A 26319-nucleotide genomic window follows, 5' to 3' on the forward strand; every position below is an offset into this window, starting at 1 on the left:
AGACTTCCCCCTCCCCGCTCGTGCCGCCGGTCGTGCCCGGCACCCAAGCCATGCTGTCGATCTCCGACCTCCACTCGGCCTACGGCCAGAGCGAGGTGCTCCACGGCATCGATCTCGACGTCGCGCCGGGCGAGATCGTCGCCGTGATGGGCCGCAACGGCATGGGCAAGTCGACGCTCATGAAGACGCTCATGGGCATCGTGCCGACGAAATCCGGCACGATCACCGTGGACGGCACCGACGTCACCAGCCTGAAGAGCCATGCTCGCGTGGCCAAGGGGCTGGCCTACGTGCCGCAGGGCCGGATGATCTTCTCGACCATGACGGTGCAGGAGAACATCGAGACGGGCCTCACCGTCACCGGTTCGCGCAAGGTGCCGCAGGATCTCTACACGATGTTCCCGGTGCTGCTGGAGATGAAGGGCCGGCGCGGCGGCAACCTGTCGGGCGGCCAGCAGCAGCAGCTCGCCATCGCCCGGGCGCTCGCCAGCAAGCCGAAGGTTCTGCTTCTCGACGAGCCGACGGAGGGTATTCAACCCTCGATTATTCGCGAAATGGGGCGTACGCTGAAGAAGATTCGCGACGAGCGCGGTCTGTCGATCGTCGTCTCGGAGCAAGTGCTGAGCTTTGCCATGGACGTGGCCGACCGGGTTCTCGTGATCGAGAACGGCTCGATCGTCCACGAGAGTCTGCGTGCCGACATCGACGAGGCGCAGGTCGCCCGCTTCCTCTCGGTCTGAGGATCTTCGCGATGGCCGATTACGAGATCTTCGAGCTCGGCGACGTCGTCCTGCAGTCGAAGCAGACGATCCGCGGCGCGCGGCTCGCCTACAAGACCTACGGCACGCTCAACGCCGCGAAGGACAACGTCATCGTCTATCCGTGCTGGTATTCCGGCACGCATCTGGAGAACGAGTGGCTGATCGGGCCGGGCAAGGCGCTCGATCCGGACCGGTACTTCATCATCGTGCCGAACATGTTCGGCAACGGATTGTCGTCCTCGCCGAGCAACACGCCGGCCCCCTTCAACGGGCCGCGCTTTCCCAAGGTCACGGCCTACGACAACGTGGTGCAGCAGCATCGGCTGGTGACGGAAGTCTTCGGCATCGAGCGGATCAAGCTCGTCACCGGCTGGTCGATGGGCGCGCTCCAGACCTTCCACTGGGGCGCGATCTTCCCGGAGATGGTCGAGCGCATCCTGCCGTTCCAGGGCTCGGCCAAGTGCTCGCGGCACAACTTCGTCTTCCTGGAGGGCGTCAAGGCGGCGCTCCAGGCGGATGCCTCCTTTGCCGATGGGTTCTACGCTGAACAGCCGCAGAAGGGCCTGCGCGCCGCCGCCCGGGTCTACGCCGGCTGGGGCTTCTCGCAGACCTTCTACCGGGTCGAGGCCGACCTGAAGCAGATGGGCTACGCCTCGCTCGAAGACTTCCTCGTCGGCTTCTGGGAAGGCTGGCTGCTCGAAAAGGACGCCAACAACCTGCTCGCCATGCTCTGGACTTGGCAGAACGGCGACATCTCGAACAACGACCTCTACGGCGGTGATCTCAAGAAGGCGCTCGGCGCGATCAAGGCCAAAGCTTTCGTGATGCCGGCTTCGACCGACCTGTATTTCCCACCCGAAGACAGCGCCATCGAGGTCGAACACATGCCGAACGCGGAGCTACGCACGGTCGAGACCTATTGGGGCCACTTCGCCGGCGGCCCCGGCACGTCCCCGGAGGACATCAAGGTGTTGGATGCGGCGCTGAAGGAGCTGCTCGCCAGCTGAGCCATCAGCGGGGCGCCCCGGCGGCCCGCCCGAACCGATCCGGCGCCGAACCCGCGCCGGATGAACGAAGAGCGACAACAACGATCCACGGGGGCGGCCGGACCAGCACCGGACACGCAACGGGGACGGCTGCCAAAAATCCGGACAGTAAAGGAGTAAAGGAAATGCCCGAGACCCTGATCAAGGTCGATCTCACGCAGTCGGCCTACGACAACGACATGGTGCACAACCGCTGGCACCCGGACATCCCGATGGTCGCGACCGTGAAGCCGGGCGACGACTTCATCGTCGAGACCTACGACTGGACCGGCGGCTTCATCAAGAACAACGATTCCGCCGACGACGTGCGCGACATCGATCTGTCGATCGTGCATTTCCTGTCCGGCCCGATCGGCGTCGAGGGTGCCGAGCCCGGCGACCTGCTCGTGGTCGATCTGCTCGATATCGGCGCCAAGCCCGAGAGCCAGTGGGGCTTCAACGGCTTCTTCTCGAAGAACAACGGCGGCGGCTTTCTCGACGAGCACTTCCCCCAGGCCCAGAAGTCGATCTGGGATTTCGAGGGCATGTTCACCAAGTCGCGCCACGTGCCCGGCGTGCGCTTCCCCGGTCTGATCCATCCCGGCCTGATCGGCTGTCTGCCCGATCCGAAGATGCTGGAGACCTGGAACACCCGCGAGAAGGCGCTCTACGACACCAACCCGAGCCGGGTGCCGGCGCTGGCCACCCTCCCCTTCGGCCCGACCGCGCATATGGGGCGGCTGAAGGGTGACGCGAAGGACAACGCCGCGGCCACGGGCGCCCGTACGGTGCCGGGGCGCGAGCATGGCGGCAATTGCGACATCAAGGATCTGTCGCGCGGCTCGAAGATCTACTTCCCCGTCTACGTGCCCGGCGCCGGCCTCTCGATGGGCGACCTGCATTTCAGCCAGGGCGACGGCGAGATCACCTTCTGTGGCGCCATCGAGATGGCGGGCTGGGTCCATCTCAAGGTCAGCCTGATCAAGGACGGCATGGCCAAGTACGGGATCAAGAACCCGATCTTCAAGCCGTCGCCGATCACCCCGAAATACGACGATCACCTGATCTTCGAGGGCGTCTCGGTCGACGAGTATGGCAAGCAGCATTACCTCGACGTCACGGTCGCCTACCGCCAAGCCTGCCTCAACGCGATCGAGTACCTGAAGAAGTTCGGCTACTCGGGCGCCCAGGCCTACTCGATCCTCGGCACCGCCCCGGTCCAGGGCCACATCTCCGGCGTCGTCGATATCCCGAACGCCTGCGCGACGCTCTGGATTCCGACCGGCATCTTCGACTTCGACATCAACCCGTCCGAGGCCGGGCCGACGAAGTTCCTCGACGGCTCGATCCAGATGCCGCTCTCGCCGGATCTCTGAATCTCTTGGTTTGCCGCTCTCTCCGGGCGGCAAACCGCACACACTTTGCCTGAGAGTGCTTGAGATGCCGGTCTACGATTACGCCTGCGAGAGTTGTGGTCCGTTCACGGTGCTGCGCCCGATGGCGCAGTTCAAGGACCCGCATGACTGCCCGGATTGCGGCGGGGAATGCCAGCGCGCCTTCCTCACCGCCCCGCGGATCTCCGGCATGGATGCAGGCCTCAAGGCGGCCCACGCCACCAACGAGCGCAGCCGCCACGAGCCGCGGCGCTCCGGTGCCCATGGGGCCGGTTGCGGCTGCTGCTCGCCGAAGAAGACGTCCGCCGCACCCGCGGCGGCCAAGAGCTTCCCGAACGCGCGGCCCTGGATGATCAGCCACTGATCGAACGGCCGTCTCGGCGGCGGGCGCCCGGTGTGCCCGCCGCTCCACATCCGGAAGGATGGATCGAACCGAAGAACAGCTCCGCGAGGGAGCCGCCGGCCGCGACACGACAAGCGGGACGAACCCTGTGGGCAGGCCGGCGCAGAGGACGGGTTGGGGACTGACGATGCTTGAGCGAATGACACAGACACGGGCCAGACGCCGCCGCGGCGTGAGAATCGGAACGGCCGGAGCCCTGCTGGCGGCAAGCCTGACCACGGCGACCGGCGTCTCGGCGCAGCAACCCTCGCCGGTGGGCCAGTTCAACGATCAAACCCAGCCGCGCACCGATCCGCGCATCGCCGAGAAACCCAGCGATCCCGTCCGCGTCGGCCCGCTGGCACCCTGGGCCACCCACATGGCCGAGCGCGGGCTCACCTTCGACATCAACATCTACAACTTCTACCAAGCCAACCCCTCCGCCGGCCTGCGCACGGGAGAGCAGTCGAACTCGACCTACTTCGTCCTCTCCATGACCGCCGACATGCAGCGCATCGCCAACATCAGTGGCGGCACCATCAAGTTCACCCAGACCTTCTTCGGCAACGTCCGCAACCTCAACATGGCCGCCGATATCGGCGACACCACGGTCGGCTACCAGCCGCCGTTCAACCCCAACAACAACCGCCTGTCGCTGCTCACCTACCAGCAGAAGCTGCTTGATGACCGCCTCGTCATCGAGGTCGGCCGCACCCACCCCGATCGCTACTACGGCCTGCCGCCGTGCAACTCGATCAATTCCTGCTTCCAGGACCTGTTCTACATCAACGCCGGCTTCACCTCGCCGCTCTACGCGGTCTGGGGCGCGAACGCCGCCTACCAGCTCTCGCCGACGAGCTACGTCCAGGCCGGCGCCTTCTCGGTGAACCCCGGCACCAACGCGCTGTCGGGCTACGATTTCGGCTACGAGCGGCTCTCGGGCGCGCTGGTGATGACCGAGATCGGCACCAAGACCGACTACACCATGACCGCCTATCCCGGCCGCGCCTCGCTCACCGGCTTCTTCAACACGGCCGATCACGACGACAACTTCAAGACGGTGTTCGGCACCTCGAAGGGCCTGAACCCCGGCGCCCCGGTGCTGCAGAAATCGGGCACGTCCGGCATCGTGCTCACCGGCACGCAGACGATCTGGCGCGCCGATGGCGGTCTGGTCGCCAACCCGCACCCGACCGCGATCTCGCTCTATACCGGCACGGGCTATTCCTTCGACCCGACGGTGCCGATCCGCTTCAACTCGTTCGTCGGCGTGCGCCTCGACGCGCCCGACCAGAGCCGGCCCAACGACAGCTACGGCCTGAAGATGAACTGGCAGCGCCTGTCGGAGAACTACACGCAGTTCCTGTCTGACGCGAACTTCATCTCGGGCGGCTCGGGTGCCCCGTATTCGCGCGACAAGTTCGTGTTCGAAGCCAACGCGCACTTCGATGTCGGCGCGGGGGTGATCATCGAGCCGGTGGTCCAGTACGTGGTCAACCCGAACTCGTTCTGGAACCCCTTCACCGCGCGGCGCGCCAAGGACGGCTTCTATGCCGGCGCCACCCTCGTCGTCCCGCTCGGCACCCTGCTCGGCCTCGCTCCGGGCTAGCCCTTTTTCCGAGCCAAGAAAGGGGGCTCGCGCGACGGGCCCCTCCCCTCAAACCAACCGGAGGAAACACCGCCATGATGCACGGTGATATCTCGTCGAGTCAGGACAGCGTCGGCGTCGCCGTCGTGAACTACAAGATGCCCCGGCTGCACACCAAGGCCGAGGTGTTGGAAAACGCCAAGAAGATCGGCGACATGATCATCGGGATGAAGGCCGGTCTGCCGGGCCTCGATCTCGTGATCTTCCCCGAATACTCGACCCACGGCATCATGTACGACGCGGGCGAGATGTACGAGACCGCCTCCTCCATCCCCGGTGCGGAGACCGACATCTTCGCCGACGCCTGCCGCAAGGCCAAGGTCTGGGGCGTGTTCTCGCTCACCGGCGAGCGCCACGAGGAGCATCCGCGCAAAGCCCCCTACAACACGCTCATCCTGATGAACGACCAGGGCGAGATCGTGCAGAAGTACCGCAAGATCATGCCCTGGACCCCGATCGAGGGCTGGTATCCCGGCGACCGCACCTACGTCTCGGATGGCCCGAAGGGCCTCAAGATCAGCCTGATCATCTGCGACGACGGCAACTATCCCGAGATCTGGCGCGACTGCGCGATGCGCGGCGCCGAACTCATCATCCGCTGCCAGGGCTACATGTACCCGGCCAAGGAACAACAGGTTCTGATCTCGAAGGCGATGGCATTCGCCAACAACACCTACGTCGCGGTGGCCAACGCCGCCGGGTTCGACGGCGTCTACAGTTATTTCGGCCACTCGGCGATCATCGGCTTCGACGGTCGGACGCTGGGCGAGTGCGGCGAGGAGGAGATGGGCATCCAGTACGCCGCACTCTCGAAGTTCCTGATCCGCGATTTCCGCGCCCACGGCCAGTCGGAGAACCACCTCTTCAAGCTGCTTCACCGCGGCTACACCGGCATGATCAACTCGAAGGAGAACCGGCACGGGATGTCGGAATGCCCCTACGACTTCTACCGCCGCTGGATCGAAGACCCCGACGGCACCCGCGACGCGGTGCGCGCCATCACCCGCTCCAGCGTCGGCACCGAGGAATGTCCGATCGAGGGCATCCCCTTCGTCGGCAAGGGCGAAGGCCCGCCCGACCCGCGCTGAACCCGGCTCGAGCCGAAGCGCCACATCACGCGGCCGAGCGCCCTCCACCCGGACCGGGCGGAGGGCGTTCTCCGTCTGTGCGCATGCGGGACGTTTATCGGTGATCTCCCGCGTGACTCGTTGCCTTCGTTGACCGAATTTTTTTGGCGAAGGAGCGTGTTTGTCGGCGGGGGAGTGCAATGTCTTTCGGCTGGGGGATGCCGGCCCGTCCCGTTGTTCCGGCTATTGACGACACCCCCGGCCGATCGCGCCGACCTCGCGCTGCGTGATGTCGGGGACGGGACGAATGCCGTGATCGCCTACACGATGACCCTGCCTGTCGTTAGCCAATCTGAAGTAATCGATATTGATGGCCATCCGTACCAACAGCGTCGATCTTCCCGGCGACCGAGCACTCCCCCTTCGGCCTGTTCGATGTTCCGTCCCTTTGCGTGGTGGTACGCCTGAGAGCGCACCGAGAGACGCGCTATGGGACAGGTTCTCCACGGCAGCGCCACAACGACTAAGGCGATCCGTCTGGCAATCCAAACTCGTCAAGAGAGCGTGAGAGCGGCGTCCAGCGCGACGGCGTCAGCCCGGCCACACTTCAGAAGTGGCGTGGTCGGGAGACATCGGCGGATGCGCGCATGGGGCCGAAGGAAGCGCAGTCCACCGTCCTGAGCCCGGAGGAGGAAGCCATCGTCGTTGCCTTCCGGCGGCATATTCTTCTGCCGTCGGACGATTGCCTTGATGCGCTCCAGCCCAGCGTCGAGATCGCCTTCGTCGATCAGGGCTACACCGGCGAGAAGCCGGCCACAGCCGCGCGAGTGGAGGGGAATCAATACCAGAGGTTTTCCCCTCCACCGCCGCGCACAGAGGTCTTGAGGCTCCAGCCCGATACGATCAGGCCGGATTCGCCACTAGACGCGTTCAATCTCGAGATAGCCGATCACGCCCATCGCGTCCTCTGTGTAGGTTGTCTGCCGGACCTCGGCTGGCTCGAGGTCCTGCGCGAAGCCTTCGATTTCCTCACGGGAGCGGTACAACAGGTACCAGTCCATGAAGACTTCCATGTAAGCCTCCTCTGGGACGCCCCAGAGAAAGTTCGGAATGAGGAGCCGTCCGCCTTCGTTGAGGTGCTCGAAGAGAATGCGCGTCAGGCGCGCCGCGACCCTTGCATCGAGATAGTCGTAGAGCCCGGCAGCATAGATGAGGTCAAAGCGGCCCAGGTCCGTCTTTTCCGAGAGAATGTTTCGGACGGTGACCTGTCGCGTCTCGATCGCATCTGAGATCGAGCTGCGGTATCCATCGACAACCGCAAGGCTGGAAGCGTCTTGATCGGTTGCGAGGAGACGCCCAACCCGTCCGTCCGTCAGGGCGATGCTGAGTTCCGCCTCGCGCAGATGGCCGCTGGCGACCGACAAGATCGAGGGTCGCTCCCGGCGTGCCGCGGCCTCGTCGATCTTCCCGGCCAAGATGGACCGGCGGTGGCGCACCGCTTCGCATGCCGTCACACCCACGGTGAACGTCATGACTGTGCGCCCGGCCTCCGTCGCAGCTTCCTGCGAGGGCCGCGCGGTTGGGTGGCGATAGACGAAGTCGAGAAGCCCGGCATCTCCGGGGTATCCACGGGGCTTCGTGAACGAGTGGCGCGTGAAGGGGCACTCGTGAACGAGGCTGGCCAGGGCATGCGCGCGGGCCGCCGGCAGCACGGCTTCCCGCCATGTCCGGTCGCTGAAGGTCTCCTTCAGCACCCTGAGCAGATCGATGACCGCGTCCGTCAGCCCCGTGTAATTTCCCGGAACCGCAAGTCCGAGGAGGCTGGTCAAGGCGCGGCTGACGTCATCCGCCACCACCGGATAGAGCGCCGCCGGCAGCTCCGTGGGGATCCGACCGCCGTCGAGTCGTGATCGTTCAAACGCCCTGAGCGAAGCGAAATCGCGCAAGCGATCAGGGTCACGAGATAAAGAAAGTTGCCCACTCGACATGCTCGACCGCCCTTAGCCCCGACGCCGGAGCGCATCCGGGTCTTATGGTTAAGGTTAATGAATGGTTAAGCTTTGTCCAGAGGCTTGTCGCGCTTGTTCAAGGGCTTCGTATATCCGTGCCTGTAGGCAGCGCGTCCGTATCTCGACGCGCTTTTTCGCTCTTATGTGAGCGTTTTTCGCTCTGATCCGGCGGTGTGCGGCCTGCTCAGCGCTGCCGGGGCCTGTGCCGTGCGCGCCGCACCGGCCGATCAGGGCGCGGCACAGCCAAAGATCCCGAATGATGACGCATCAAGGATTTGATACCCAGGCAGTGCGATCCACAGCGATGGAGCCCGCATTAAGGGTTTTGGGACACCGCGTTGGTATCGATGCTGGATGAGGCTCGGTCCACGATGAACAGCGATACGCTCGATTTACTCGATCAGGAGCTCGGCAAGCGTTGGTTTCAACGCCGTTCGCCGATTCTGAATGCCGCTTTCAGGGCGCAATACGCACAGGCGATGCGCGAAGAGATGGGTCGCGCGTGTCAGTTGGTGGGCCTGCTCTACGTCGCGTTCGGCGTGATGGATGCGCTCCTCATCCGCGACATGCTCCCCTACCTCATCGCGCTGCGTCTCGTGCTCGGCGTGGGCTACGTCACTTCGATCATGCTGCAGGTCCGTCGCGGCGCCGATACGCAGACCCTCGAACTTCAGTGCTCACTCGGCATCTATGTCGGCTTCGCAGCCTGGCTCTATCTTGCGACCCAGAGCTCCGATGAAACAGCGATCCTCTACTATGCCGGATACGGCTTGATCTTCATGCTGGTCGCAAATCTGTTTTTCAACCTCAGTTTTAGGTTCGCCCTGCTCTCGTCAGGTCTGATCACCGCGACATTCCTGTTCTGGGCCCTCCGTTCGAACGGAAATTTATCCTACATTATCTGCTTTAGTTCCTTATATATACTGAGCTTTCTGCTCACGGCGTTCCTCAATCTCAAGTACAATCGAGAGCGGTACCGCGTGCATTTGAACGCGTGCCGGGCCGAGTTGCAGCAGCGTGAGGTCGTCCAACGCGGCGAGGAGCTGTTCCGGCTGTCCACGACCGACGTCCTGACGGGCTTGGCCAACCGCCGTGCGATCGACAGCGTCCTGCAGGAACTCTGGCTCGCCAATATCAACTCGGGGCAGGCGTTCGGCGTGATCCTGATCGATGTCGATTTCTTCAAGCTCTACAACGACCGCTACGGGCATCAACGGGGCGATAGCTGCCTCGCCGCTTTGGGTGAGGCGATGCGCGGCGCTGCCGATAAGAGGCGGTATGCCATCGGGCGCTTCGGAGGCGAGGAATTCGCGGCGCTGTTTCAGGCGGATTCAGCCGAACAGGTTCTCGAATTCGCTGAGGAGGTTCGTCAGGCCGTCGAGGCGTTGCAGATCCCCCATGCAGCACGGCGTGATCCGCTCTCCCATGTCACGGTGAGCATCGGAGCGGCATTCTCTGCGGATGTCGCGGAGGATAAGCCGGAGCGTGCGATTTCCGCAGCTGACGACGCTCTCTATGTCGCGAAGGAAGAAGGCCGCAACCGCGCGCGAATCTTCAATGCGAGGATGCGCCATAGCACCGAGAGCGATGATCTGAATGCGGAGATGCTCCGAGCGGCTGTCACGGACGGGCGCATATCCGCGGTCTTTCAGCCCATCGTCGATGTCTCAAGCGGACGCATCTGGGCCGCGGAAACGCTGATGCGGCTCAAGGACACGCAAGGCCGTGCGATCTCCCCGGAAACGTTCATCCCTGTCGCCGAGCGCACGGGCGCCATTCTTGAGATGGGCGCATGGATCCTGCGTCAGGCTTGCGACCTTCTCGCGAGCGAGCCCGAACTACCCATCGTCAGCGTGAACATCTCCGCACGACAAATTTCCGAACCGAACTTCATCAGTTCCGTCGAAGCCATCGTCCGAGCCGCCGGCATCGCTCCGTCACGCCTTGCTCTGGAGATCACCGAGAGTGGGGAGATCAGTGGCAATCCAGAAGTCGCTCAATTGATGGATCGGCTCAACACGATCGGAATCCGCGTTTGGCTGGATGATTTCGGGACGGGTTTTGCGGGCCTTACCTGCCTAAGTGAACTGCGTTTTGATATGGTGAAGATCGACCGTTTCTTTGTGCAGAGCTGTGATACCCCGCGTGGGGCAAAGCTGCTTAAAAACATCATCGATTTGGTCAACAATTGCGCTCAGAGGCCGATCGTCGAAGGCGTTGAAGAGGCGTGGCAGATCGACCTTGTATCCTCCTTCGGCGCGGATCTCTTTCAAGGCTACCACCTCGGCAGACCAATGCCCCGCAGCGAGCTTAAACTGATGCTTTCTGAGTATTTGTCTTCAAATAAGAATTTAGAGCTGCAGCACGGTAGTTAAGTGTATTGCCATCTATCTGGTGTGCTTGACTTGCGATTGCGTCGCACTTCAGCCAAGGCATTCGTGGATCTGCGCTCATCACGAAAAATGGAGCCCCGGAAATTCTCAGCGGCCTCAGGCCTGGGTCCGTCCAACAGTAAGATCCTAGCTGGTGCGGCATCCGCTTTCGAGGTGCCGCCCGGCTCGTAGGCGATAGCAAGGGCGCAAAGCTGGATGCCGATCCGGCGACCGGCTGACCTCAAGGTGCCCAGGCAATCCTAGGTATTGATGCGAAGAGGATTGTCACCCGTCCAGATTCGGATGGGGCGGCCTGCAAGAAGCTCACGGAACTTTGCGTCGCGTGTGCCGCCGCACGAGTGTATTGTGCAATCTGCGACACCATAGAGCTGCCTGATCAGGGAGTGATGATCATGCGTGCTATCTACGTGTTCCTACTTGCGCTTTCCCTCGCCACTGGGGCGTTCTGGGCAACGATGCTCATCAGCCCACCGAAGACAAGAGCGGCACCGACTGCCTTAGCCGATACGTGGGTGGTCAAGAAGGATCAGCCGCCGATCGCGGACGACTACGATCCAGAGTTCTGAATTGGGCTAAAAGACCTGCTACGGCCTATGCCGATACGTGGGGCGGCGGTCGCGTCATGTGCGATCGCGGGAAGGGGCACACTGCGAGCCGCGCTGATTGGCACCTCAGTTGTTGAGCGGTATCCCCATCTCCTGGTTCGTTATTGACACGGCCCCTGATGGTCAAAGACCGCGCCCAGCTCAATGGGTGCGACCATGTCGCTTCACATCGCTTCCGTGACCGCCGCTCTCATCGTCACAGCGCTCGGATTAGGCCTTCGCACGCGCGCCGCTCACATGCCGTGGCAGAAATCCTCGGTGCGATTGATGCCGGCTTTCACCTGATCCTCCGCCGGCCGAAGCGCAGTGCGTGGAAACAGCGAAGCTGCCCTCAGGGGCAAGCGCCGTCCCATGTGGCGCGCAACCGCGCCCCGATCCTGAACCCGGCCGCCGCGAACGGGAGGCAATTAGTTTCTTCAATCGTCCTCGCTGTGACGGTCTAACCGCGGAGGTCGGGCCCGCCTGTTCGGTGCCTGGGCAGCGTCGAGGAGGACGAAGATGGCGGCGACCCCGCGCGAGATCAGGCTGACGGAAGAGCGCCGGCGCCTCGACGTGATCTGGGAGGATGGCATGGCCTCCCGCCTGACGGCCGCGACGCTTCGTGCCCACAGCCGCAGCGCCGAGACCGTGCGTGCCGGGATCGACGGGCTCCCCCCCGCGCTGCCGCCCGACATCGCGATCACCGACATCGTGCCGGTCGGCGCCTACGCCGTGAACCTCGTCTTCTCCGACGGGCACGACCGCGGGATCTTCCCCTGGTCCTACCTGCGCGCGCTCGGCGACGACACGAGCCCGTGCGCGGCCGAACGCGCGGCAGCGTGAGGGAGACGGCGATGAGCGCAGCGCAAGACGCGATTCAGGACGCGACCTCGGAGGTCGCCTGCGACGTGCTGGTGATCGGCGGCGGCACCGCCGGGCCGATGGCGGCGCTGAAGGCCAAGCTGCGCAACCCGGCGGCCCGGGTGATCTTGCTGGAGAAAGCCAACGTCAAGCGCTCGGGCGCGATCAGCATGGGCATGGACGGGCTCAACAACGCCGTCATCCCCGGCTACGCCACGCCGGAGCAGTACACCAAGGAAATCACCATCGCGAACGACGGCATCTGCGATCAGGCGCCGGTCTACAAGTATGCCGAAAACTGCTTCGAGATCATCCAGGAACTCGACCGCTTCGGCATCCGCTTCCAGCGCGACGGCAACGGCGATTACGACGTCAAGAAGGTGCACCATCTCGGCACCTACGTGCTGCCGATGCCCAACGGCGACACCGTCAAGAAGGCGCTCTACCGGCAATTGCGCAAGGCGCAGGTGCTGATCTCGAACCGCTTCATGGCGACCCGGCTTCTCAACGCGCCCGACGGCGCGGTGGCCGGGGCGGTGGCGGTCAACACCCGCACCGCCGAGTTCCTGGTGATCCGCGCCAAGGCGGTGATCCTCTGCCTCGGGGCGGCCGGGCGGCTCGGCCTGCCGCATTCGGGTTATCTGTGGGGCACCTACGAGAACGCCGCCAATTCCGGCGACGGCTACTCGATGGCCTACCACGCGGGTGCCGGGCTCGCGAACCTTGAATGCTTTCAGATCAACCCGCTGATCAAGGACTATAACGGCCCCGCCTGCGCCTACGTCGCCGGGCCGTTCGGCGCCTACACCGCCAACAGCGAGGGCAACCGCTTCATCGAATGCGACTACTGGTCGGGCCAGATGATGCAGGAATTCTACAACGAACTCTCGAGCGGCAAAGGCCCGGTCTTCCTCAAGCTCGACCATCTCCACGCCGACACGGTCTCGGAAATCGAGACGATCCTGCACAAGGTCGAGCGGCCCTCGCGCGGACGCTTCCATGAGAACCGCGGCACCGATTACCGCCACCGCATGGTCGAGATGCACATCTCGGAGGTGGGCTTCTGCTCCGGCCACAGCGCATCGGGCGTGTTCGTCGACGAATTCGCCCGCACCACCGTGCCGGGCCTGTACTCGGCCGGCGACATGGCCAACGTCCCCCACAACTACATGCTCGGCGCCTTCACCAACGGGGCGGTGGCGGGCGAGCACGCCATCGACCATGCGGGCGCGATCGACCTGCCTGAGATCGATGCCGAAGCGGTGGCGCGCGAGCGCGAGCGGGTGCTGGCGCCGACGCAGCGCGAGGACGGCATTCCCCCGAACCAGATCGAGTACAAGACCCGCCGCTTCGTCAACGATTACCTGCAGCCGCCCAAGGTCACGGCGAAGATGGAGATCGGGCAGCGGCGCTTTGCCGAGATCCGCGAGGATCTGGAGACGCGGATGGTCGCCCGCGACAGCCACGAACTGATGCGGGCGCTGGAGGCGTCCTCGATCCTCGACTGCGCCGAGATGGCCGCCCACGCCTCGCTCTACCGCACCGAGAGCCGCTGGGGCCTCTACCACAACCGCACCGACTACCCCGAGAAGAACGACGCGGAGTGGTTCTGCCACACGATTCTGCGGAAGGTGGAGGGCCGCATGGTCAGCGAGAAGCGGCCGATCACGCCGTACATCGTGCCGATCGAGGCGGACGAGCGCGGCGCCTACGACCGCCAGCGTGTCCGCAAGCAGGCTTGAGCCCGGAGACATCCATGCCCCTCGCCCACCAGCCCAGCGCGGTCCCGGTCACCGTGGACCCGGAAAAATGCATCGCCGACAAGGGCTGCACGGTCTGCGTCGATGTCTGCCCCCTCGACGTGCTGCGGATCAGCGACCTCACCGGCAAGGCCCACATGAAGTACGACGAGTGCTGGTACTGCATGCCCTGCGAGACCGACTGCCCGACCGGCGCCGTCACCGTCCAGATTCCCTACCTGCTGCGGTGAGCCCGATGCCCATCACCGATCCGTTCGAGGATTTCGGCGACGTCGCCGAGATCGCCCGCGGCCTCCACGATCCTGATCCGGCGGTGCGCCGCGTCGCGGTCCTCGCGCTCGCCGAGACCGCTGACCCGGACGCCGTGCCCCCGCTCGCCCGGGCCGCCGCCGATCCCGATCCGGACGTGCGGCGGCAGGCGGCCCTCTCGCTCGGCGGCTTCGACGGTCCCGAGACGGCAGCCGCGCTGGCGGGCGCGCTCACCGATCCCGACCGTTCGGTCGCGACGGCGGCGGCCGAGAGCCTGACGGAGTTGAAGGATGCCCGCGCCGGCGATCCGCTGCTGCCGCTTGCCGGGCACGGCGATGCCTTCGTGCGGGCGGCGGCCCTGCGGGCGCTGCGGGGGCTGAGGCTGCCCGCCGCGCTCGGGCCCGCGGTTGCGGCGCTCGGCGATCCGGAGCCGGCGGTGCGGGCGCAGGGCGTCGGCGTCATCGCCTACCTGAAGCGGGAGGAGGCGCTGCCCTCGCTCATCGCCGCGACCCGCGACGCGGATGCCGAGGTGCGCCGCGCCGCGGTCGGCGGCCTCGCCTTCGCCCGCCACACCAGCGCCGTCGAGGCGATCGCGGCGGCGCTGCACGACGCGGAGTGGAGCGTGCGCGAGACCGCCGCCGAGGCCCTCGGACGGGCCGGGACGGCCGAAGGTGCCGAAGCAAGCGGCGAGGTGCTGATCGCGGCGCTCGGCGACGCCACGTGGCAGGTTCGCCAGAAGGCCCTGCGCAGCCTCGGGCGGCTCAAGCTCCGCCGCGCCGTGCCGACGGTGCTGGCGGCGTTGTCCGAGGAGATGGCGTCCCTGCGCAAGGAGGCGGCCGCCGCGCTCGGCGAGATCGCCGACCCGGCCGCGCAAGCGGGGCTGGAGGGCATCGCGAACGATCCCGATCCGGACGTGCGCAAGACCGCGCGCTGGGCGCTGGCGCGGCTGGCGGCGTAGGGAGTGCCTCGCTCCGGTCGCAGGGCCGGAGCCGGGCTCACCCCTCGGTCAGGACGATCTCCTGCAGCCGCCCGGGCCGTACCAGGCGGATATGCGTCGCATCGACGGACACGATGCCCTCGCGCTGGAACCGCTTGAGCATCATCGTCACCCATTGCCGGGTCGAGCCGACGAGGGCCGCGAGTTCGTCGTGGGTGATGCGGCGGCGGATGATCACCGTGCCGTTCTCAGGGGTCCCGTAGAGCTCACCGAGATTGAGGAGAAGCTGGGCCAGCCGCTCGATCACCGAGCGTGTGCCGAGCATCTGCGCCATAGCGGTGTAGCAGCGCCCCTTGGCCTCCAGCGCGGCGATGAGGCAGAGCGCGAAGCCCGGCATCTGGCGGATCAGCCCGCGCAGGGTCGCGCTCGACAGCACGGTGACGCGCACCGGCTCGATCGCCACGCCCGACCATTGATGGCAGCCGCCGCCATAGATGCTCGGGCCGCCGATGAAGTGGCCCGGCGTCCAGTAGGCCAGCGTCACCTGCCGGCCCGACGGCCCCGAATAGAACACCCGGACCCGCCCCTCCTCGATCAGGAAGATGCCCTCGTGCGGCGCCCCTTGGGTGAAGACGCTCTCGCCGGGCGCGAGGCTCACCGTGCGGCCGGCGGCGCGCACCCGGGCGCTCTCGGCGGGGGTGAGCCCGTCGAGGAAGCCCGCCCCGTCGTCGAGCCCCTCGACCGTCTCGCTGAGGAACAGCGCACTGGCGATCAGGGGCGCCGGACGGCGGGGTTCGGACAGGGCGAGCGGTGCCGACGACATGGGAACCTCGGGAACATGGGAGCCTCGGGAAAACGTTCGGGTGCGAGGCCCTGAGCATGACCCATCTCCCGCTCTCGATTATCGGCGCGGCCTGCTTGAGAGCAATTCCAAATCGGGCTGTCGACAGAACACATTCTTCTCCTGCCAAACATTTCGCGAGAAGAGATTTTCTGCGGCCCAAGAACAGTCGCGCATGATCCAGAATCTCAACTTTCCAACGAAATTAATTGCTCGCCGCAACGGCCGTCCGAACGGCACATCCACGAGGTCGCCGCCCTCGCGAGCGGCCGACGCACTCGCCTCGACGGACCTGCCTCGCCTCACGGAGCCTCACGGTGACACAGCACATCCCGCTCACCCGCCGCCTCGCAGCGCTCCTCCTGACGGCCACGGTACTCGGCGCGGCGGGCTCCGGAGCGGCCCGGGCCGAGACGATCCGAGTTGCCGTCGGCACGCAGGACACCACGATCAATTGCGCCACCGGCGGCCTGCTGATCCGCGAGTTGAAGCTCCTGGAAAAGTTCCTGCCCCGCGACGGGCGCTACAAGGACGCGACCTACGACATCCAGTGGCGCAACTTCACCAGCGGCGCGCCGCTCACCAACGAGATGGTGGCGGGCAAGCTCGATCTCGGGGCGATGGCCGACTTCCCCGGCTCGCTCAACGGCTACGCCTTCGCCAAGGCCGGGCGCCGCTCGCTGTTCATCTCGGTGCTCTCGGGCAGCCTGCACGGCAGCGGCAACGGCGTCGTCGTGCCAAAGGAATCCCCGGTGCAGTCGTTCGCCGAACTCAAGGGCAAGACGATCTCGGTGCCGTTCGCCTCGACCGCGCACGGGCTGCTCTTGCGGGCGGTGAAGGCGCAGGGATGGGAGCCGGGCCGCGACGTCACCATCATCACCCAGGCTCCGGAGGTGGCGGGCGCCGCACTTCTCGCCAACAAGATCGAGGCGCATGCCGACTTCGTGCCCTTCGCCGAGCTGTTCCCCTGGCGCGGCTTCGCCCGCAAGATCTACGACGGCGCCCAGGCCGACGCCCCGACCTTCCACGGCGCGCTCGCCGATGCCGACTATGCCGAGAAGTACCCGGAGATCGTCACCGCCTACCTGCGCGCGGCGATCGAGGCGGACCGGCTGATCGCCGCCGAGCCGGAAAAGTATTCCGAACTCATCGAGCGGGTGACGGGGATCGAAGCGGAGGTCGCCTACCTGTTCCACGGACCGCTCGGCCTCCAGACCCGCGACGTGACCTGGAAGCCGGCCTACCGGCAGGCGGTGAAGACCTCCTTCGAGACGCTCAAGCTGCTGAAGAAGGCCGATTCCGACATCGACCTCGACCGCTTCGTCGATGACCGTTTCATCCGCGCCGCGGCGGCGCAGGCCGGTCTCGACTACGAGGCGCGGCTCAAGGACGAGGCGCCGCTGCCGCTCGCCGCGCAGGACAGCGCAACGGGCAAGCCGATCACTGATCCGTCCCGCGTGGCGCAGCTCTGGATCCGCGGCGAGGCCAAGGTTCGCCCCTACGCCTCGCCGGAAGCGGCGTTCGCGGCGCTCGCCGAGCTGGAAGGCCAGGGGCGCGAGGCCCGCGCCGTCTACGCCCAGGATCGGGGCAACGGGATCAAGCTGTTCGCCACCCAGGCCTGGTACGTACGCGACGCGCAAGGGCATCTGAGCGCCTTCCTGCTCAAAGGCGACGCGCAGGCCCACGCCGCGGCGAAAGGGGGCGACGTGCTCGACTTCGCCGCCGCGCGGAGCGGCCACGCGCGGCTCTCGGCCCGATGAGCCCCGCGATGAGCCCGTCGGTGAGCGCCTCAGGAATCGAGACGGCCGCCCCGGTCCGCGCGCCGCGCGGGCGGCCGGTCCGGTTTGCGCGACCATCCACGCTCAGGCGCTTGGCGCTGCGCGGCCTCGCCCTGGCCCTGAGCCTGCTGGCGTGGCATCTCGCGGCGAGCAGCCGGCTCGATCTCGGCCTCGTCACCTTCCGCAACGTGCCGACCCCGGCGGCCGCCGCGCAGGCGGCCTGGGCGCTGGTCCACGCCCCCGCGCTGCCGACCCATCTGGGCGCCAGTCTCGCGCGGGTGCTGTCGGGCTTCCTCGCCGCTTTGGGCGTGGGCGTCGCCCTCGGCCTCGCCATCGGCCGGTCACGGCTCGCCCGCGACCTGCTGCTGCCGCCGCTCGAAGTGCTGCGCCCGATCCCGGCGGTGGCCTGGATCCCGCTGGCGATCCTGATGTTCCCGTCCTCCGAGGTCTCGATGGCCTTCATCACCTTCACGGGCGCGCTGTTCCCGATCCTGCTCAACACCGTGCACGGGGTGGAATCGGTGCATCCCCGGCTTGTCGCCGCCGCCCGCAGCCTCGGCGCGGGCGATGCCGCGATCCTGCGCGAGGTGATCCTGCCGGGCGCCGCGCCCAGCATCGTGACGGCGGCGGCGATCGGCATGGGCACGGCGTGGTTCTGCCTCGTGACCGCCGAGATGATCTCCGGCCAGTACGGGATCGGCTACTTCACCTGGGAATCCTATACGCTGCAGAACTACGACGACATCGTCGTCGGCATGCTGCTGATCGGGCTCCTCGGGATGGGATCGAGCCTCGTCGTGCGCTGGCTCGGCGACCGGGCGACACCCTGGGTCGGCGCGGGAGGCCAGCAATGAGCGCGGGCGTGGCACCGGTCCAGGCCGGCCCTCTCACCGGCACCGATCCTCTTGCCGACACCGATCCCTTTGCCGACGGCCACGTCGCCATCCGGGATGGGGCGATCCGGCTCGGTCGGGGCGATGCGGCGTTCGACGTGGTCGAGAACATCAGCCTCGACATCTTAGGCCGCCAGTTCGTCTGCATCCTCGGGCCCTCGGGCTGCGGGAAATCGACCCTGCTCGGCGCGGTCGCCGGGCACCTCGCCCTGTCGCGCGGCAGCGTCAGCCTCGACGGGCAGGCGATCGCCGGGCCGCATCCCGACCGCGGCATCGTCTTCCAGCAGCACACCCTGTTCCCCTGGCTCAGCGTGATCGACAACGTCGCCTTCGGCCTGAAGATGAAGGGCGTCGGCCGCAGCGAGCGCCGGGAACGGGCCCGGGCGCTGCTGGCGCAGGTCGGGCTGTCCGACTTTGCCGAGCGCTATCCGGCCGAATTGTCGGGGGGCATGCAGCAGCGGGTGGAGATCGCCCGCGCGCTGATCAACCGGCCTCGGGTCCTGCTGATGGACGAGCCGTTCGGGGCGCTCGACGCGCAGACGCGGCTGACGATGCAGGAACTGCTGCTCGATATCTGGACGCGCCACCGCACCACGATTCTGTTCGTCACGCACGACATCGACGAGGCCCTGTTCCTGGCGGATCGGCTCGTCGTGATGACGCCGCGGCCGGGACGCATCCTCGACGACATTCCCCTCGATTTCGGGCGCCCGTGGGAGCGCGGCCTGATCACCGATCCGCGCTTCACGGCGATCAAGCAGCGCTGCCTCGCGCTCCTTCACAGCGATCCCGGCCATGTGCCGCTCGCCCGCTTGAGCCCGATCGGAGTGCCGGCATGACCTCGAACGCTCCCTCGTCGCCGACCATCACGTACTATTTCAGCTTCCTCTCGCTGTGGTCCTATGTCGGCAGTCGCGCCTTCCGCGATCTCGCCGAACGGAACGGCGCGCGGATCGTCTACAAGCCGGTCGATCTGATGGCGGTCTTCGCCGCCGGTGGCGGCAAGCCCGTCAAGGAGAGGCCCCTGCAGCGGCAGGCCTACCGCCTCGTCGAGATGCAGCGCTGGCGCCGCATCCGCGGCATCCCGCTGGTGCTGCACCCGAAATTCTACCCGGCCGACCCTTCCCTCGCCCACCGGGTCCTGCTGGCCGCCCTCGACGAGGGCAGCGCGGTCGCCGACTTCGTCCATGCCGGCCTCAGCGCCGTCTGGGCGGACGAACGCGACATTGCCGATCCCGGCACGATCGTCCGGCTCGCCGACGCGGCCGGGCTCGACGGGAAACGCCTGCTCGCCCGAGCCGACGAGCCGGCGTTCCGCGAGGCCGAGGCGGCTCTGACCCGCGAGGCGATCGGTCGGCAGGTGTTCGGGGCGCCGTTCTATGTCTACCGCGACGAGCCGTTCTGGGGGCAGGACCGGCTCGACCTGCTGGAGGCGGCGATCTCAGGCTCGGACGCGCCGATCCCGCTGCCGGACCTCTCCGCTTCCGGCTGAGCCCCGCTCTGCCCGAGCAGGGCGTTGAGCAGGATGGCCGCGATCGCGGTGAGCAGGATCGGATCCTTGACGATCGGCCCGAACGCGTCGGGCACGGCCCGGAAGAAGAGCGGCTGCACGATCGGAATCAGGCCGATCCCCAATGAGGCGGCGATGATCAGCGCGTCGCGGCTGCCCGGGCGGGCGTAATCGACCTGAGCCAGGATGCGGATGCCGGTCGCCGCCACCATGCCGAACATCACCAGCGCCGCCCCGCCGAGCACCGGCTGCGGGATTGAGGCCGCCAGATAGGCGACCTTGGGCACGAGGCCGAGCACCAGCATGATCCCGCCGGCGGCCGCGCAGACCCAGCGGCTGTGCACGCCGGTGAGCCCGACGAGGCCGACATTCTGCGAATAGGACAGGTAGGGAAACGTGTTGAGCAGGCCGCCGATCAGCGTGCCGAGTGCGTCGGCGCGCAGGCCCCGGCGGATGTCTTCCGTCCCGATCTTGCGCCCGGTCATGACGCCGAGCGCCAGGAACATCCCGGTCGCCTCGATGAAGACGATCGTCATCACGAGGCACAGGATCAGGCAGGGCACGAGGTGGAAGGTCGGCAGCCCGAACTGCAGGGGCAGCACCGCCCGCAGCCATGGTTCGGCGCCCAGGCCCTCGAAGCTCGTCCAGCCGAGTGCCAGGGTGACGGCGTATCCGAGCCCGATCCCGAGGAGCACGGCGACGCGGCCGACGAAGCCCGGACCGAATCGGGCGATGAGCAGCGTCGCGGCGAGCACGCCCGCCGCCACCGCGACCGTGCCGGGCGCACCGAAATCGGCGCTGCCCGCACCCCCGCCCGCCCAGCCGACGGCGACGCGGGTGAGCGCGATGCCGATCATCAGGAGGATCGTGCCGGTCACGACCGGCGGGAAGAACCGCATCACCCGGCCGATGAAGGGCGTGACGAGGAGCCCGTAGAGGCCGCCGACGATCACCGCGCCGTAGATGCCGGTGAGCCCGACGCCGGGCATCGCCGCGATGGCGAGTAGCGGCTGGATCGCCACCGCGGTCACGCCCATGATGACGGGAAGCCGGATGCCGAACGGGCCGATGCCCACCGTCTGGATCAGCGTGGCGATGCCGCAGGCGAACAGGTCGGCGTTGATGAGGAGCGCGATCTGGTCCTTCGGCAGGTGCAGCGCCCCGCCGACGATCAGCGGCACGGCGATGGCGTTGGCGTACATGACGAGCACGTGCTGCAAACCGAGCACGAACAGGCGCGGCGCGGGCGGCACTGCATCGATGCCGTCGCGCGGCGGGCCGCCGGGAAGGGGATCGACCGGCCTCATCCCTTCACTCGCGAAAACACCTGCGCGGCGAAGCGGGCCATCTCCGCCTCGAACGGCTGGAATTGCAGCATGAACAGCTCGATCCCCGCCGCGTGGAAGGCGCGGATGCGCTCGGCCACCCCGTCGTAGCTGCCGACGAGCCCGGCCGCCGTGCCGCCGTTGGTGCCGACATGGTGCGCGGCCGCCGCATCGGTCTTGGCGAACATCACGCTCGCCGCGTCCGTGCGTGCCCGGGTGTCGGCGCGGATGGCCTCATCGCGGCGGCTCAAGCTCAGAAGCCGGGCGAATTCGTCCTGCGCCTCGGCCTCCGTCTCACGGGCGATCACGAAGGCCGAAAGCCCGTAGCGCAGACGGCCCTGCGCGGCCGGGCGCCGGGCGACGTCGGCGATGAGATCGGCAACCGCGGCCAGCGGCTGGCCGTTGATGAACCAGACGTCGCCGTGATCGGCCACCAGCGCGCGGGCCGGCTCGGACTCGCCGCCGACATAGATCGCCGGCCGCGCCCGGTAAGTGCCGGCGGGCTTGAGCTGGTAATCCTCGACGCGGAAGTGCCGGCCCTCATGGGTGACGCGCTCGCCCCGCAGCAGCCGGTCCACCAGGGCGATCCACTCGCGGCCATAGGCGTAGCGCTCGTCATGGGCCGGGAACGGCAGGCCGGCCCGCTCGAATTCGGCGCGGTTCCAGGCGTTGACGAGGTTGAGGGCGAAGCGCCCCCGGCTGACCTGCTCGATCTGCAGCGCCATCTTGGCGAGCAACACCGGGTGGTAGAGCCCCGGCTTGATCGCCGCGATGATCTCGATGCGCTCGGTGAGCGCTGCCAGCGCGGCCGAGGCGGTCCAGGCCTCCAGCTGGTCGCGGGTCTCGTCGTAGGGGTTCATCGTGTGCTGGGCGACGAGGACGGAATCGTAGCCGAGGCGCTCGGCCTCGAGCACGAGGGCGCGGTTGCGCGTCCAGGAGGCGTCGTGCGGCTCGTCCGGATCGTGGCGGGCGGCGCGGGAGCCGTGGACCGGCGCCCAGACGCCGAAGCGGAGCGGGTGGCTCATCGCGCTCACCCGCGTCCTGCCGGCGGCTGCCAGAGCGATACGGCGGTGGCGTCGAGCCGGCGCGGGATCAGCCCGGCCTCGTGGAAGGTGTCGGCGATCGCCTGCTGCTCGGAGAGCGCGGCCCGATCGACCGCCCTGACCGCGTAGGAGCGCCGCTCGTTGACGGTGGCGACCACCGCCGGCGGCAGGTCTCCCCAGATCGGCGCCAGTAGCGCGACGGCCGCCGACGGGTTCGCCTTCACCCATTGTCCCGCCTCGACCAGGACGGAAAAGACCGTGGCGACGACCTCCGGGTGCTCGGCGGCGAAGCGGTCGTTGACCGTGTAGTAGCGGTTGTAGCTCGATAGGCCGGTGGCGTCGGCCAGCACCCGCACCGGGCGCTTGGCCTGCACGATGGCCAGGAACGGATCCCAGATCGACCACGCCTCGATGCCGCCCCGCTCGAATGCGGCGAGCCCGTCCGCCGCCTCCAGATAGGCCGGGCGGATGTCGGCGAACCGCAGGCCCGCCCGCTTCAGCGCCCCCGCGAGGATGAAGTGGCAGCCCGAGCCCTTCGAGACGCCGACCGTGCGGCCTTTCAGATCCGCGACCGTGCGGATCGGCGACTCGTCCGGCACGATGATCGCCTCGGCCCGCGGCGAACCGGCCTCCATGGCGTAGAAGGTTAGCGGGGCTCCTGCCGATTGGGTGAAGATCGGCACCGCGTCGGCCACATCGGCGTGGAGATCGACCGCGCCGGTGTTCATCGGTTCGAGCACCTTGGTGAACAGGTGCCAGCTCACGCCAAGCCCTTGCGCGCCGAGCCGCTCCTCCAGGGTGCCCCGCGCCTTCAGCACGGTGAGGAGCGTCGAGGAGCGCTGATAACTCAGCTTCACCGTCCGTCCGGCGCGGGCCGGGCCGGAGCGACCGAGGACGAGGCCAGCGGCGAGTACGGCGCTCGATGAAAGGGCGAAGTGGGCGGCGGGTCAGGCTCATCGGGTCTCCGTGTGCGCGGCGGGCCGGGCGGAAGGGCGAGCGGAGGGATTCGGCGGCGCGATGTCGGGGCGCGGATCGGCGGTGAAGCCGTCGCGGTTCGGCATGGCGACCTTGGGCAGGGAGGCCGCATCGAGACTCGCCTCCTCCGGCAGCAGGCCGTTGAGGTGCAGCACGTAGGCGCTGACCGCGTAGGTTTCGTCCGGGCTGAGCGATTGCGGCGCGTCGAACGGCATCGCCCGGCGCACGTAGTCGAACAGGGTCGTGGCATAGGGCCAGAAGCTGCCGACCGTGCGCAGGGGTTTTGCGCTCGCGAGGCTGCCCCGGCCGCCGGCCAGCGGCTCGGCGGCGGCCCCCTCGCCGCGGGCGCCGTGGCAGCCGGCGCAACGCGCGGCGAACAGGGCCGCGCCGTCGCGCACGCTGCCGTGGCCGGGCGGCAGGCCCTGGCCGTCGGGCCGGACATCGATGTCCCAGGCGGCGATGGTCTCAGGGCTCGCCGGGCGGCCGATGCCGAGGGGGTCCGCCGCGGCCGGGCCGGCGAGGGTGAGGCTCAGGACGAGCGGGAGAAGCGCCTCAGGCCGCATGGGTCACCGCCCCGTTCGCGCCGAGGCTCCAGCCGAACACCGCGTTGTTGTGGTAAAAGGAGCGGGTGCCGCGCACGGCGACCAAGGCCTCGCGGCTCGGCTGCACGTAGCCGGTCTCGTCCCGCGCCCGGCTCAGCAGTTTGGCCGGTCCGCCCTCCCAACGCCACGGCAGGCGGAAGCGGGTGAAGCAGCGCGGCAGCACCGGCCCCTCCAGATGCGCCTCCGCCCAGGAGGCGCCGCCATCGGTCGAGACCTCGACGCCGGCGATGCGCCCGCGCCCGGTCCAGGCGAGGCCCCGGATCTCGTGAAAGCCGGGCTCCCGAAGCTGCTGGCCGCCCGACGGCGCGGTGATGACGGACTTGGCCTCCATCACGAAGGTGAATTGCCGCGCCGTGCCGTCCGGCATCAGGTCGGTGTATTTCGAGGTTTCCTCCCGCGTCTGGAACGGCCGGTCGCCGACCTTCAGGCGGCGCAGCCACTTGATGCTGAGGTTGCCCTCCAGCCCCGGCAGGAACAGCCGCAGGGGATAGCCCTGCTCCGGCCGCAGCCGCTCGCCGTTCTGCGCGTAGGCGAGGATCGCCCCGTCGAGCGCGTCGAGGGGGATCGAGCGGGTCATGGCGCAGGCATCCGCCCCCTCCGCCAGGATCCAGGCGGCGCCCGGCTGCACGCCGACCTCGGCGAGCAGGGTCGAGAGTTCGACGCCGGTCCACTCGGCGCAGGAGATCAGGCCGTGGCTGTCCTGCACCGTCCAGTCGGGCTTCGCCCCGAGCCAGGGCGTGTTGCCCGAACATTCGAGGAAATGCAGCCGCGAGACCGCGGGGAAGCGGAGGATGTCGTCCATGGTGAGGATCAGCGGGCGCGCGACGAGGCCGTGCACCACGAGGCGGTGCCGGTCCGGATCGATCGCCGGGATGCCGGCGTGGTGGCGCTCGTAATGTAGGCCGTTGGGCGTGAGGATGCCGTGCAGGCCCTGGAGCGGCGTCACCGTGGCCACCGCCCCGGGAAAGGGCGGCGGCAGCCGGGGATAGCGCGCAAGCGTCTCGCGCGGGCCGGGCCGGCCATAGCCCGGAGCGGTGGCGCCCTGCTCGCGGGTCCAGGGCGGCACCTCGAGGGGGCCTGCCTCCGCCAGGGCTCCGGTGGCCGCGCCCGCCCCGGCAAGCGAGCCGGCCAGGCGCAGGAAGGCGCGGCGGTTTTCCATGACCCCGCCCATCCTATCGCGCGCTCGCCTCGGCCTGGGCCGCCTCGAAGAAGCGGGGGTCGAACAATCCCTCCGTCGGCGGTGTCTGCTCGCTGATGCCGAGCTTGGTCTGGAAGGCCAGCATCGCGCCTGTCGCCGCCACGATGGTGCGGGGATCGGCGACATACTGGGTCGCCGGCGAGGCGAGCGCGTTGCGCAGGGTCGCGGCAGTGACGATGCCCTTGCCGAGCGCGGCCTCCACCGCGGGAAGCGCTCGCTCGGGCTCGCGCTTGATCAGGTCGACGGCGCGCACGATCGCCGAGACGAGGGTGCGCACGGCCGCTGGATTCTGCTCGAGGAAGGCGCCGCGCACCGCCACAACGGTGCCGGGCTGGCCGGGAAACAGCTCGCTGCCGCTAGCGACGAGGCGGATCTGCGGGTTGCGCTCGCGGATGATGCTGAGGCCCGGTTCGCGCACCGTCGCGGCCTCGACCGCGCCGGCGAGGATCGCCTGCTGCGCCGCGTCGATGCCGAGTGTCAGGATCTGCACGTCGGCCGGATCGACCTTGTGGACCTCGCGCAGCCAGTAGGACAGGTTGGTGTAGGGGATCGAACCGGGCGGCTGCGTGGCGATCTTGGCCGGGCGGCCCGTCTCCTCCCGGAAGCGCCGAAAGGCGGCGGCCGGGGCCGTGCCGTCGGTGAGCGGTCCGGCGAGCTTGGCGCCCGCCACGAGCACGTTCTCGCCGATAGCGGTCGCCGCCACCACCCGCAGATCGACCCCGCGCGTCCGCCCGATCGCCACCGGCGTGATCCCGGCGACGTAGACATCGACCGTGCCGCTCGCCGCTGCCTGCACCGCGTTCGGCCCGGAATCGAACAGCGTCACAGTGGGTTTGAGCCCGCCGGCCCCGAGCCAGCCCTCTCGCTCGGCGACGAAGAGCGGCGCGGCACCGAGCACGGGGATGGCGCCGATCCGCACCGGCAGGCTCTGAACCTGGCCTTGCGCCAAGGCGGAGCCCGAGGCACCGAACAGCGCGAAGAGAAGAATTGCCCACCGGATGAAGCGCGATGACATGATCGTTCTTTTATTTGCGAGATCGAGATAAGATCTATTCATATCCTTTTGTATTATGTACAAGTCATG

Annotated in this window: 23 protein-coding genes and 2 pseudogenes; 17 read left to right on the top strand and 8 right to left on the bottom strand. The window is 67.5% G+C overall.

Going from position 1 to position 26319, the window contains the following annotated elements; translation table 11 throughout:
• Nucleotides 1-50: 50 nt before the first annotated feature.
• The 7 genes and pseudogenes from urtE to M2437_RS16425 form a co-directional block, all read left to right on the top strand.
• Nucleotides 51-740, top strand: coding sequence for an urea ABC transporter ATP-binding subunit UrtE (gene urtE / locus M2437_RS16395; RefSeq protein ID WP_041929281.1), 690 nt, complete (start codon nt 51-53; stop codon nt 738-740).
• Between the two features lie 11 nt (nt 741-751).
• Nucleotides 752-1768 carry an alpha/beta fold hydrolase gene (locus M2437_RS16400; RefSeq protein ID WP_253388074.1) on the top strand — a complete coding sequence of 339 codons (1017 nt, stop codon included), beginning with the start codon at nt 752-754 and terminating at the stop codon, nt 1766-1768.
• Between the two features lie 164 nt (nt 1769-1932).
• Nucleotides 1933-3162, top strand: a complete 1230-nt coding sequence (gene fmdA, locus M2437_RS16405; RefSeq protein ID WP_004446573.1) for a formamidase — start codon at nt 1933-1935, stop codon at nt 3160-3162.
• Nucleotides 3163-3226: 64 nt separating this feature from the next.
• Nucleotides 3227-3544 (top strand): FmdB family zinc ribbon protein, encoded by a 318-nt coding sequence (locus tag M2437_RS16410; RefSeq protein ID WP_004446576.1) that lies wholly within the window; start codon nt 3227-3229, stop codon nt 3542-3544.
• A gap of 166 nt (nt 3545-3710) precedes the next feature.
• Nucleotides 3711-5171: a carbohydrate porin gene (locus M2437_RS16415; RefSeq protein ID WP_253388075.1), complete on the top strand. Its 1461-nt coding sequence runs from the start codon at nt 3711-3713 to the stop codon at nt 5169-5171.
• A 74-nt stretch (nt 5172-5245) separates the two neighbouring features.
• Nucleotides 5246-6298, top strand: coding sequence for an aliphatic amidase (locus M2437_RS16420; RefSeq protein ID WP_004446579.1), 1053 nt, complete (start codon nt 5246-5248; stop codon nt 6296-6298).
• Between the two features lie 468 nt (nt 6299-6766).
• Nucleotides 6767-7079, top strand: a pseudogene (locus tag M2437_RS16425) (IS481 family transposase); the annotation flags it as partial.
• A 118-nt stretch (nt 7080-7197) separates the two neighbouring features.
• On the opposite strand, the gene M2437_RS16430 reads toward M2437_RS16425, so the two are convergent.
• Nucleotides 7198-8265, bottom strand: a complete 1068-nt coding sequence (locus tag M2437_RS16430) for a class I SAM-dependent methyltransferase (RefSeq protein WP_309247836.1) — start codon at nt 8263-8265, stop codon at nt 7198-7200.
• 392 nt (nt 8266-8657) lie between these two features.
• On the opposite strand from M2437_RS16430, the gene M2437_RS16435 reads away from it, so the two are divergent.
• From M2437_RS16435 to M2437_RS16460, 6 genes are all read left to right on the top strand, one after another.
• Complete coding sequence (locus M2437_RS16435; protein WP_253388077.1) at nt 8658-10661, top strand: putative bifunctional diguanylate cyclase/phosphodiesterase; 2004 nt, start codon at nt 8658-8660, stop codon at nt 10659-10661.
• A gap of 410 nt (nt 10662-11071) precedes the next feature.
• Nucleotides 11072-11245 carry a hypothetical protein gene (locus tag M2437_RS16440; RefSeq protein WP_244426792.1) on the top strand — a complete coding sequence of 58 codons (174 nt, stop codon included), beginning with the start codon at nt 11072-11074 and terminating at the stop codon, nt 11243-11245.
• A 537-nt stretch (nt 11246-11782) separates the two neighbouring features.
• Nucleotides 11783-12106 carry a gamma-butyrobetaine hydroxylase family protein gene (locus M2437_RS16445; RefSeq protein ID WP_253388078.1) on the top strand — a complete coding sequence of 108 codons (324 nt, stop codon included), beginning with the start codon at nt 11783-11785 and terminating at the stop codon, nt 12104-12106.
• A gap of 11 nt (nt 12107-12117) precedes the next feature.
• Nucleotides 12118-13866 (top strand): fumarate reductase/succinate dehydrogenase flavoprotein subunit, encoded by a 1749-nt coding sequence (locus M2437_RS16450; RefSeq protein ID WP_253388079.1) that lies wholly within the window; start codon nt 12118-12120, stop codon nt 13864-13866.
• A 14-nt stretch (nt 13867-13880) separates the two neighbouring features.
• Nucleotides 13881-14114, top strand: a complete 234-nt coding sequence (locus tag M2437_RS16455) for a 4Fe-4S dicluster domain-containing protein (protein WP_003607122.1) — start codon at nt 13881-13883, stop codon at nt 14112-14114.
• 5 nt (nt 14115-14119) lie between these two features.
• Nucleotides 14120-15091 (top strand): HEAT repeat domain-containing protein, encoded by a 972-nt coding sequence (locus M2437_RS16460; protein WP_253388080.1) that lies wholly within the window; start codon nt 14120-14122, stop codon nt 15089-15091.
• 37 nt (nt 15092-15128) lie between these two features.
• Here M2437_RS16460 and M2437_RS16465 read toward each other — a convergent pair whose 3' ends face one another.
• Nucleotides 15129-15893: a Crp/Fnr family transcriptional regulator gene (locus tag M2437_RS16465; protein ID WP_253388081.1), complete on the bottom strand. Its 765-nt coding sequence runs from the start codon at nt 15891-15893 to the stop codon at nt 15129-15131.
• 335 nt (nt 15894-16228) lie between these two features.
• On the opposite strand from M2437_RS16465, the gene M2437_RS16470 reads away from it, so the two are divergent.
• The 4 genes from M2437_RS16470 to M2437_RS16485 are packed head-to-tail and all read left to right on the top strand — an operon-like array spanning nt 16229 to nt 20074.
• Nucleotides 16229-17671 carry an ABC transporter substrate-binding protein gene (locus M2437_RS16470; protein ID WP_253388082.1) on the top strand — a complete coding sequence of 481 codons (1443 nt, stop codon included), beginning with the start codon at nt 16229-16231 and terminating at the stop codon, nt 17669-17671.
• Nucleotides 17668-18543, top strand: a complete 876-nt coding sequence (locus M2437_RS16475) for an ABC transporter permease (RefSeq protein ID WP_253388083.1) — start codon at nt 17668-17670, stop codon at nt 18541-18543. Before M2437_RS16470 ends, M2437_RS16475 begins: the two co-directional genes overlap by 4 nt.
• The gene (locus M2437_RS16480) at nt 18540-19421 is read left to right on the top strand and encodes an ABC transporter ATP-binding protein (RefSeq protein ID WP_253388084.1); all 882 of its coding nucleotides are present in this window, start codon (nt 18540-18542) and stop codon (nt 19419-19421) included. Before M2437_RS16475 ends, M2437_RS16480 begins: the two co-directional genes overlap by 4 nt.
• Nucleotides 19418-20074, top strand: coding sequence for a 2-hydroxychromene-2-carboxylate isomerase (locus tag M2437_RS16485; RefSeq protein WP_253388085.1), 657 nt, complete (start codon nt 19418-19420; stop codon nt 20072-20074). Before M2437_RS16480 ends, M2437_RS16485 begins: the two co-directional genes overlap by 4 nt.
• On the opposite strand, the gene M2437_RS16490 is transcribed toward M2437_RS16485, so the two are convergent.
• The 6 genes and pseudogenes from M2437_RS16490 to M2437_RS16515 all read right to left on the bottom strand — a co-directional run bounded on the left by M2437_RS16490 (nt 19966) and on the right by M2437_RS16515 (nt 26250).
• Nucleotides 19966-21399 (bottom strand): nucleobase:cation symporter-2 family protein, encoded by a 1434-nt coding sequence (locus M2437_RS16490; RefSeq protein WP_253388086.1) that lies wholly within the window; start codon nt 21397-21399, stop codon nt 19966-19968. The two genes, M2437_RS16485 and M2437_RS16490, sit on opposite strands and share 109 nt — an antisense overlap.
• Nucleotides 21396-22442 (bottom strand): LLM class flavin-dependent oxidoreductase, encoded by a 1047-nt coding sequence (locus M2437_RS16495; RefSeq protein ID WP_253388087.1) that lies wholly within the window; start codon nt 22440-22442, stop codon nt 21396-21398. The genes M2437_RS16490 and M2437_RS16495 overlap by 4 nt, the downstream gene beginning before the upstream one ends.
• A gap of 5 nt (nt 22443-22447) precedes the next feature.
• Nucleotides 22448-23417: pseudogene (locus tag M2437_RS16500) on the bottom strand (aliphatic sulfonate ABC transporter substrate-binding protein).
• Entirely contained in the window at nt 23414-23998 is a 585-nt protein-coding gene (locus tag M2437_RS16505; RefSeq protein WP_253388089.1) for a c-type cytochrome, read from the bottom strand. Before M2437_RS16505 ends, M2437_RS16500 begins: the two are co-directional and overlap by 4 nt.
• A complete protein-coding gene (soxC, locus tag M2437_RS16510) occupies nt 23988-25196 on the bottom strand; it encodes a sulfite dehydrogenase (protein WP_253388090.1) in 1209 nt (402 codons plus the stop codon). Before soxC ends, M2437_RS16505 begins: the two co-directional genes overlap by 11 nt.
• A 13-nt stretch (nt 25197-25209) precedes the next feature.
• Nucleotides 25210-26250 carry an ABC transporter substrate-binding protein gene (locus M2437_RS16515; protein WP_253388091.1) on the bottom strand — a complete coding sequence of 347 codons (1041 nt, stop codon included), beginning with the start codon at nt 26248-26250 and terminating at the stop codon, nt 25210-25212.
• Nucleotides 26251-26319 lie beyond the last annotated feature (69 nt).

The organism is Methylorubrum pseudosasae, from assembly GCF_029504475.1.
In the GTDB taxonomy this organism is placed as follows: Bacteria; Pseudomonadota; Alphaproteobacteria; order Rhizobiales; family Beijerinckiaceae; genus Methylobacterium; species Methylobacterium extorquens.

Bases quoted from the DNA above. Each gene is read 5' to 3' on its own strand.
- M2437_RS16440 (WP_244426792.1), top strand. From the start codon at position 11,072: ATGCGTGCTATCTACGTGTTCCTACTTGCGCTTTCCCTCGCCACTGGG.
- M2437_RS16445 (WP_253388078.1), top strand. From the start codon at position 11,783: ATGGCGGCGACCCCGCGCGAGATCAGGCTGACGGAAGAGCGCCGGCGC.
- M2437_RS16455 (WP_003607122.1), top strand. From the start codon at position 13,881: ATGCCCCTCGCCCACCAGCCCAGCGCGGTCCCGGTCACCGTGGACCCG.
- M2437_RS16485 (WP_253388085.1), top strand. From the start codon at position 19,418: ATGACCTCGAACGCTCCCTCGTCGCCGACCATCACGTACTATTTCAGC.
- M2437_RS16465 (WP_253388081.1), bottom strand. From the start codon at position 15,893: ATGTCGTCGGCACCGCTCGCCCTGTCCGAACCCCGCCGTCCGGCGCCC.
- M2437_RS16420 (WP_004446579.1), top strand. From the start codon at position 5,246: ATGATGCACGGTGATATCTCGTCGAGTCAGGACAGCGTCGGCGTCGCC.
- M2437_RS16410 (WP_004446576.1), top strand. From the start codon at position 3,227: ATGCCGGTCTACGATTACGCCTGCGAGAGTTGTGGTCCGTTCACGGTG.
- M2437_RS16430 (WP_309247836.1), bottom strand. From the start codon at position 8,265: ATGTCGAGTGGGCAACTTTCTTTATCTCGTGACCCTGATCGCTTGCGC.
- soxC (WP_253388090.1), bottom strand. From the start codon at position 25,196: ATGGAAAACCGCCGCGCCTTCCTGCGCCTGGCCGGCTCGCTTGCCGGG.
- M2437_RS16415 (WP_253388075.1), top strand. From the start codon at position 3,711: ATGCTTGAGCGAATGACACAGACACGGGCCAGACGCCGCCGCGGCGTG.
- M2437_RS16460 (WP_253388080.1), top strand. From the start codon at position 14,120: ATGCCCATCACCGATCCGTTCGAGGATTTCGGCGACGTCGCCGAGATC.
- M2437_RS16495 (WP_253388087.1), bottom strand. From the start codon at position 22,442: ATGAGCCACCCGCTCCGCTTCGGCGTCTGGGCGCCGGTCCACGGCTCC.
- M2437_RS16400 (WP_253388074.1), top strand. From the start codon at position 752: ATGGCCGATTACGAGATCTTCGAGCTCGGCGACGTCGTCCTGCAGTCG.
- M2437_RS16505 (WP_253388089.1), bottom strand. From the start codon at position 23,998: ATGCGGCCTGAGGCGCTTCTCCCGCTCGTCCTGAGCCTCACCCTCGCC.
- M2437_RS16515 (WP_253388091.1), bottom strand. From the start codon at position 26,250: ATGTCATCGCGCTTCATCCGGTGGGCAATTCTTCTCTTCGCGCTGTTC.
- M2437_RS16475 (WP_253388083.1), top strand. From the start codon at position 17,668: ATGAGCCCCGCGATGAGCCCGTCGGTGAGCGCCTCAGGAATCGAGACG.
- M2437_RS16490 (WP_253388086.1), bottom strand. From the start codon at position 21,399: ATGAGGCCGGTCGATCCCCTTCCCGGCGGCCCGCCGCGCGACGGCATC.
- M2437_RS16450 (WP_253388079.1), top strand. From the start codon at position 12,118: ATGAGCGCAGCGCAAGACGCGATTCAGGACGCGACCTCGGAGGTCGCC.
- fmdA (WP_004446573.1), top strand. From the start codon at position 1,933: ATGCCCGAGACCCTGATCAAGGTCGATCTCACGCAGTCGGCCTACGAC.
- M2437_RS16435 (WP_253388077.1), top strand. From the start codon at position 8,658: ATGAACAGCGATACGCTCGATTTACTCGATCAGGAGCTCGGCAAGCGT.
- urtE (WP_041929281.1), top strand. From the start codon at position 51: ATGCTGTCGATCTCCGACCTCCACTCGGCCTACGGCCAGAGCGAGGTG.
- M2437_RS16480 (WP_253388084.1), top strand. From the start codon at position 18,540: ATGAGCGCGGGCGTGGCACCGGTCCAGGCCGGCCCTCTCACCGGCACC.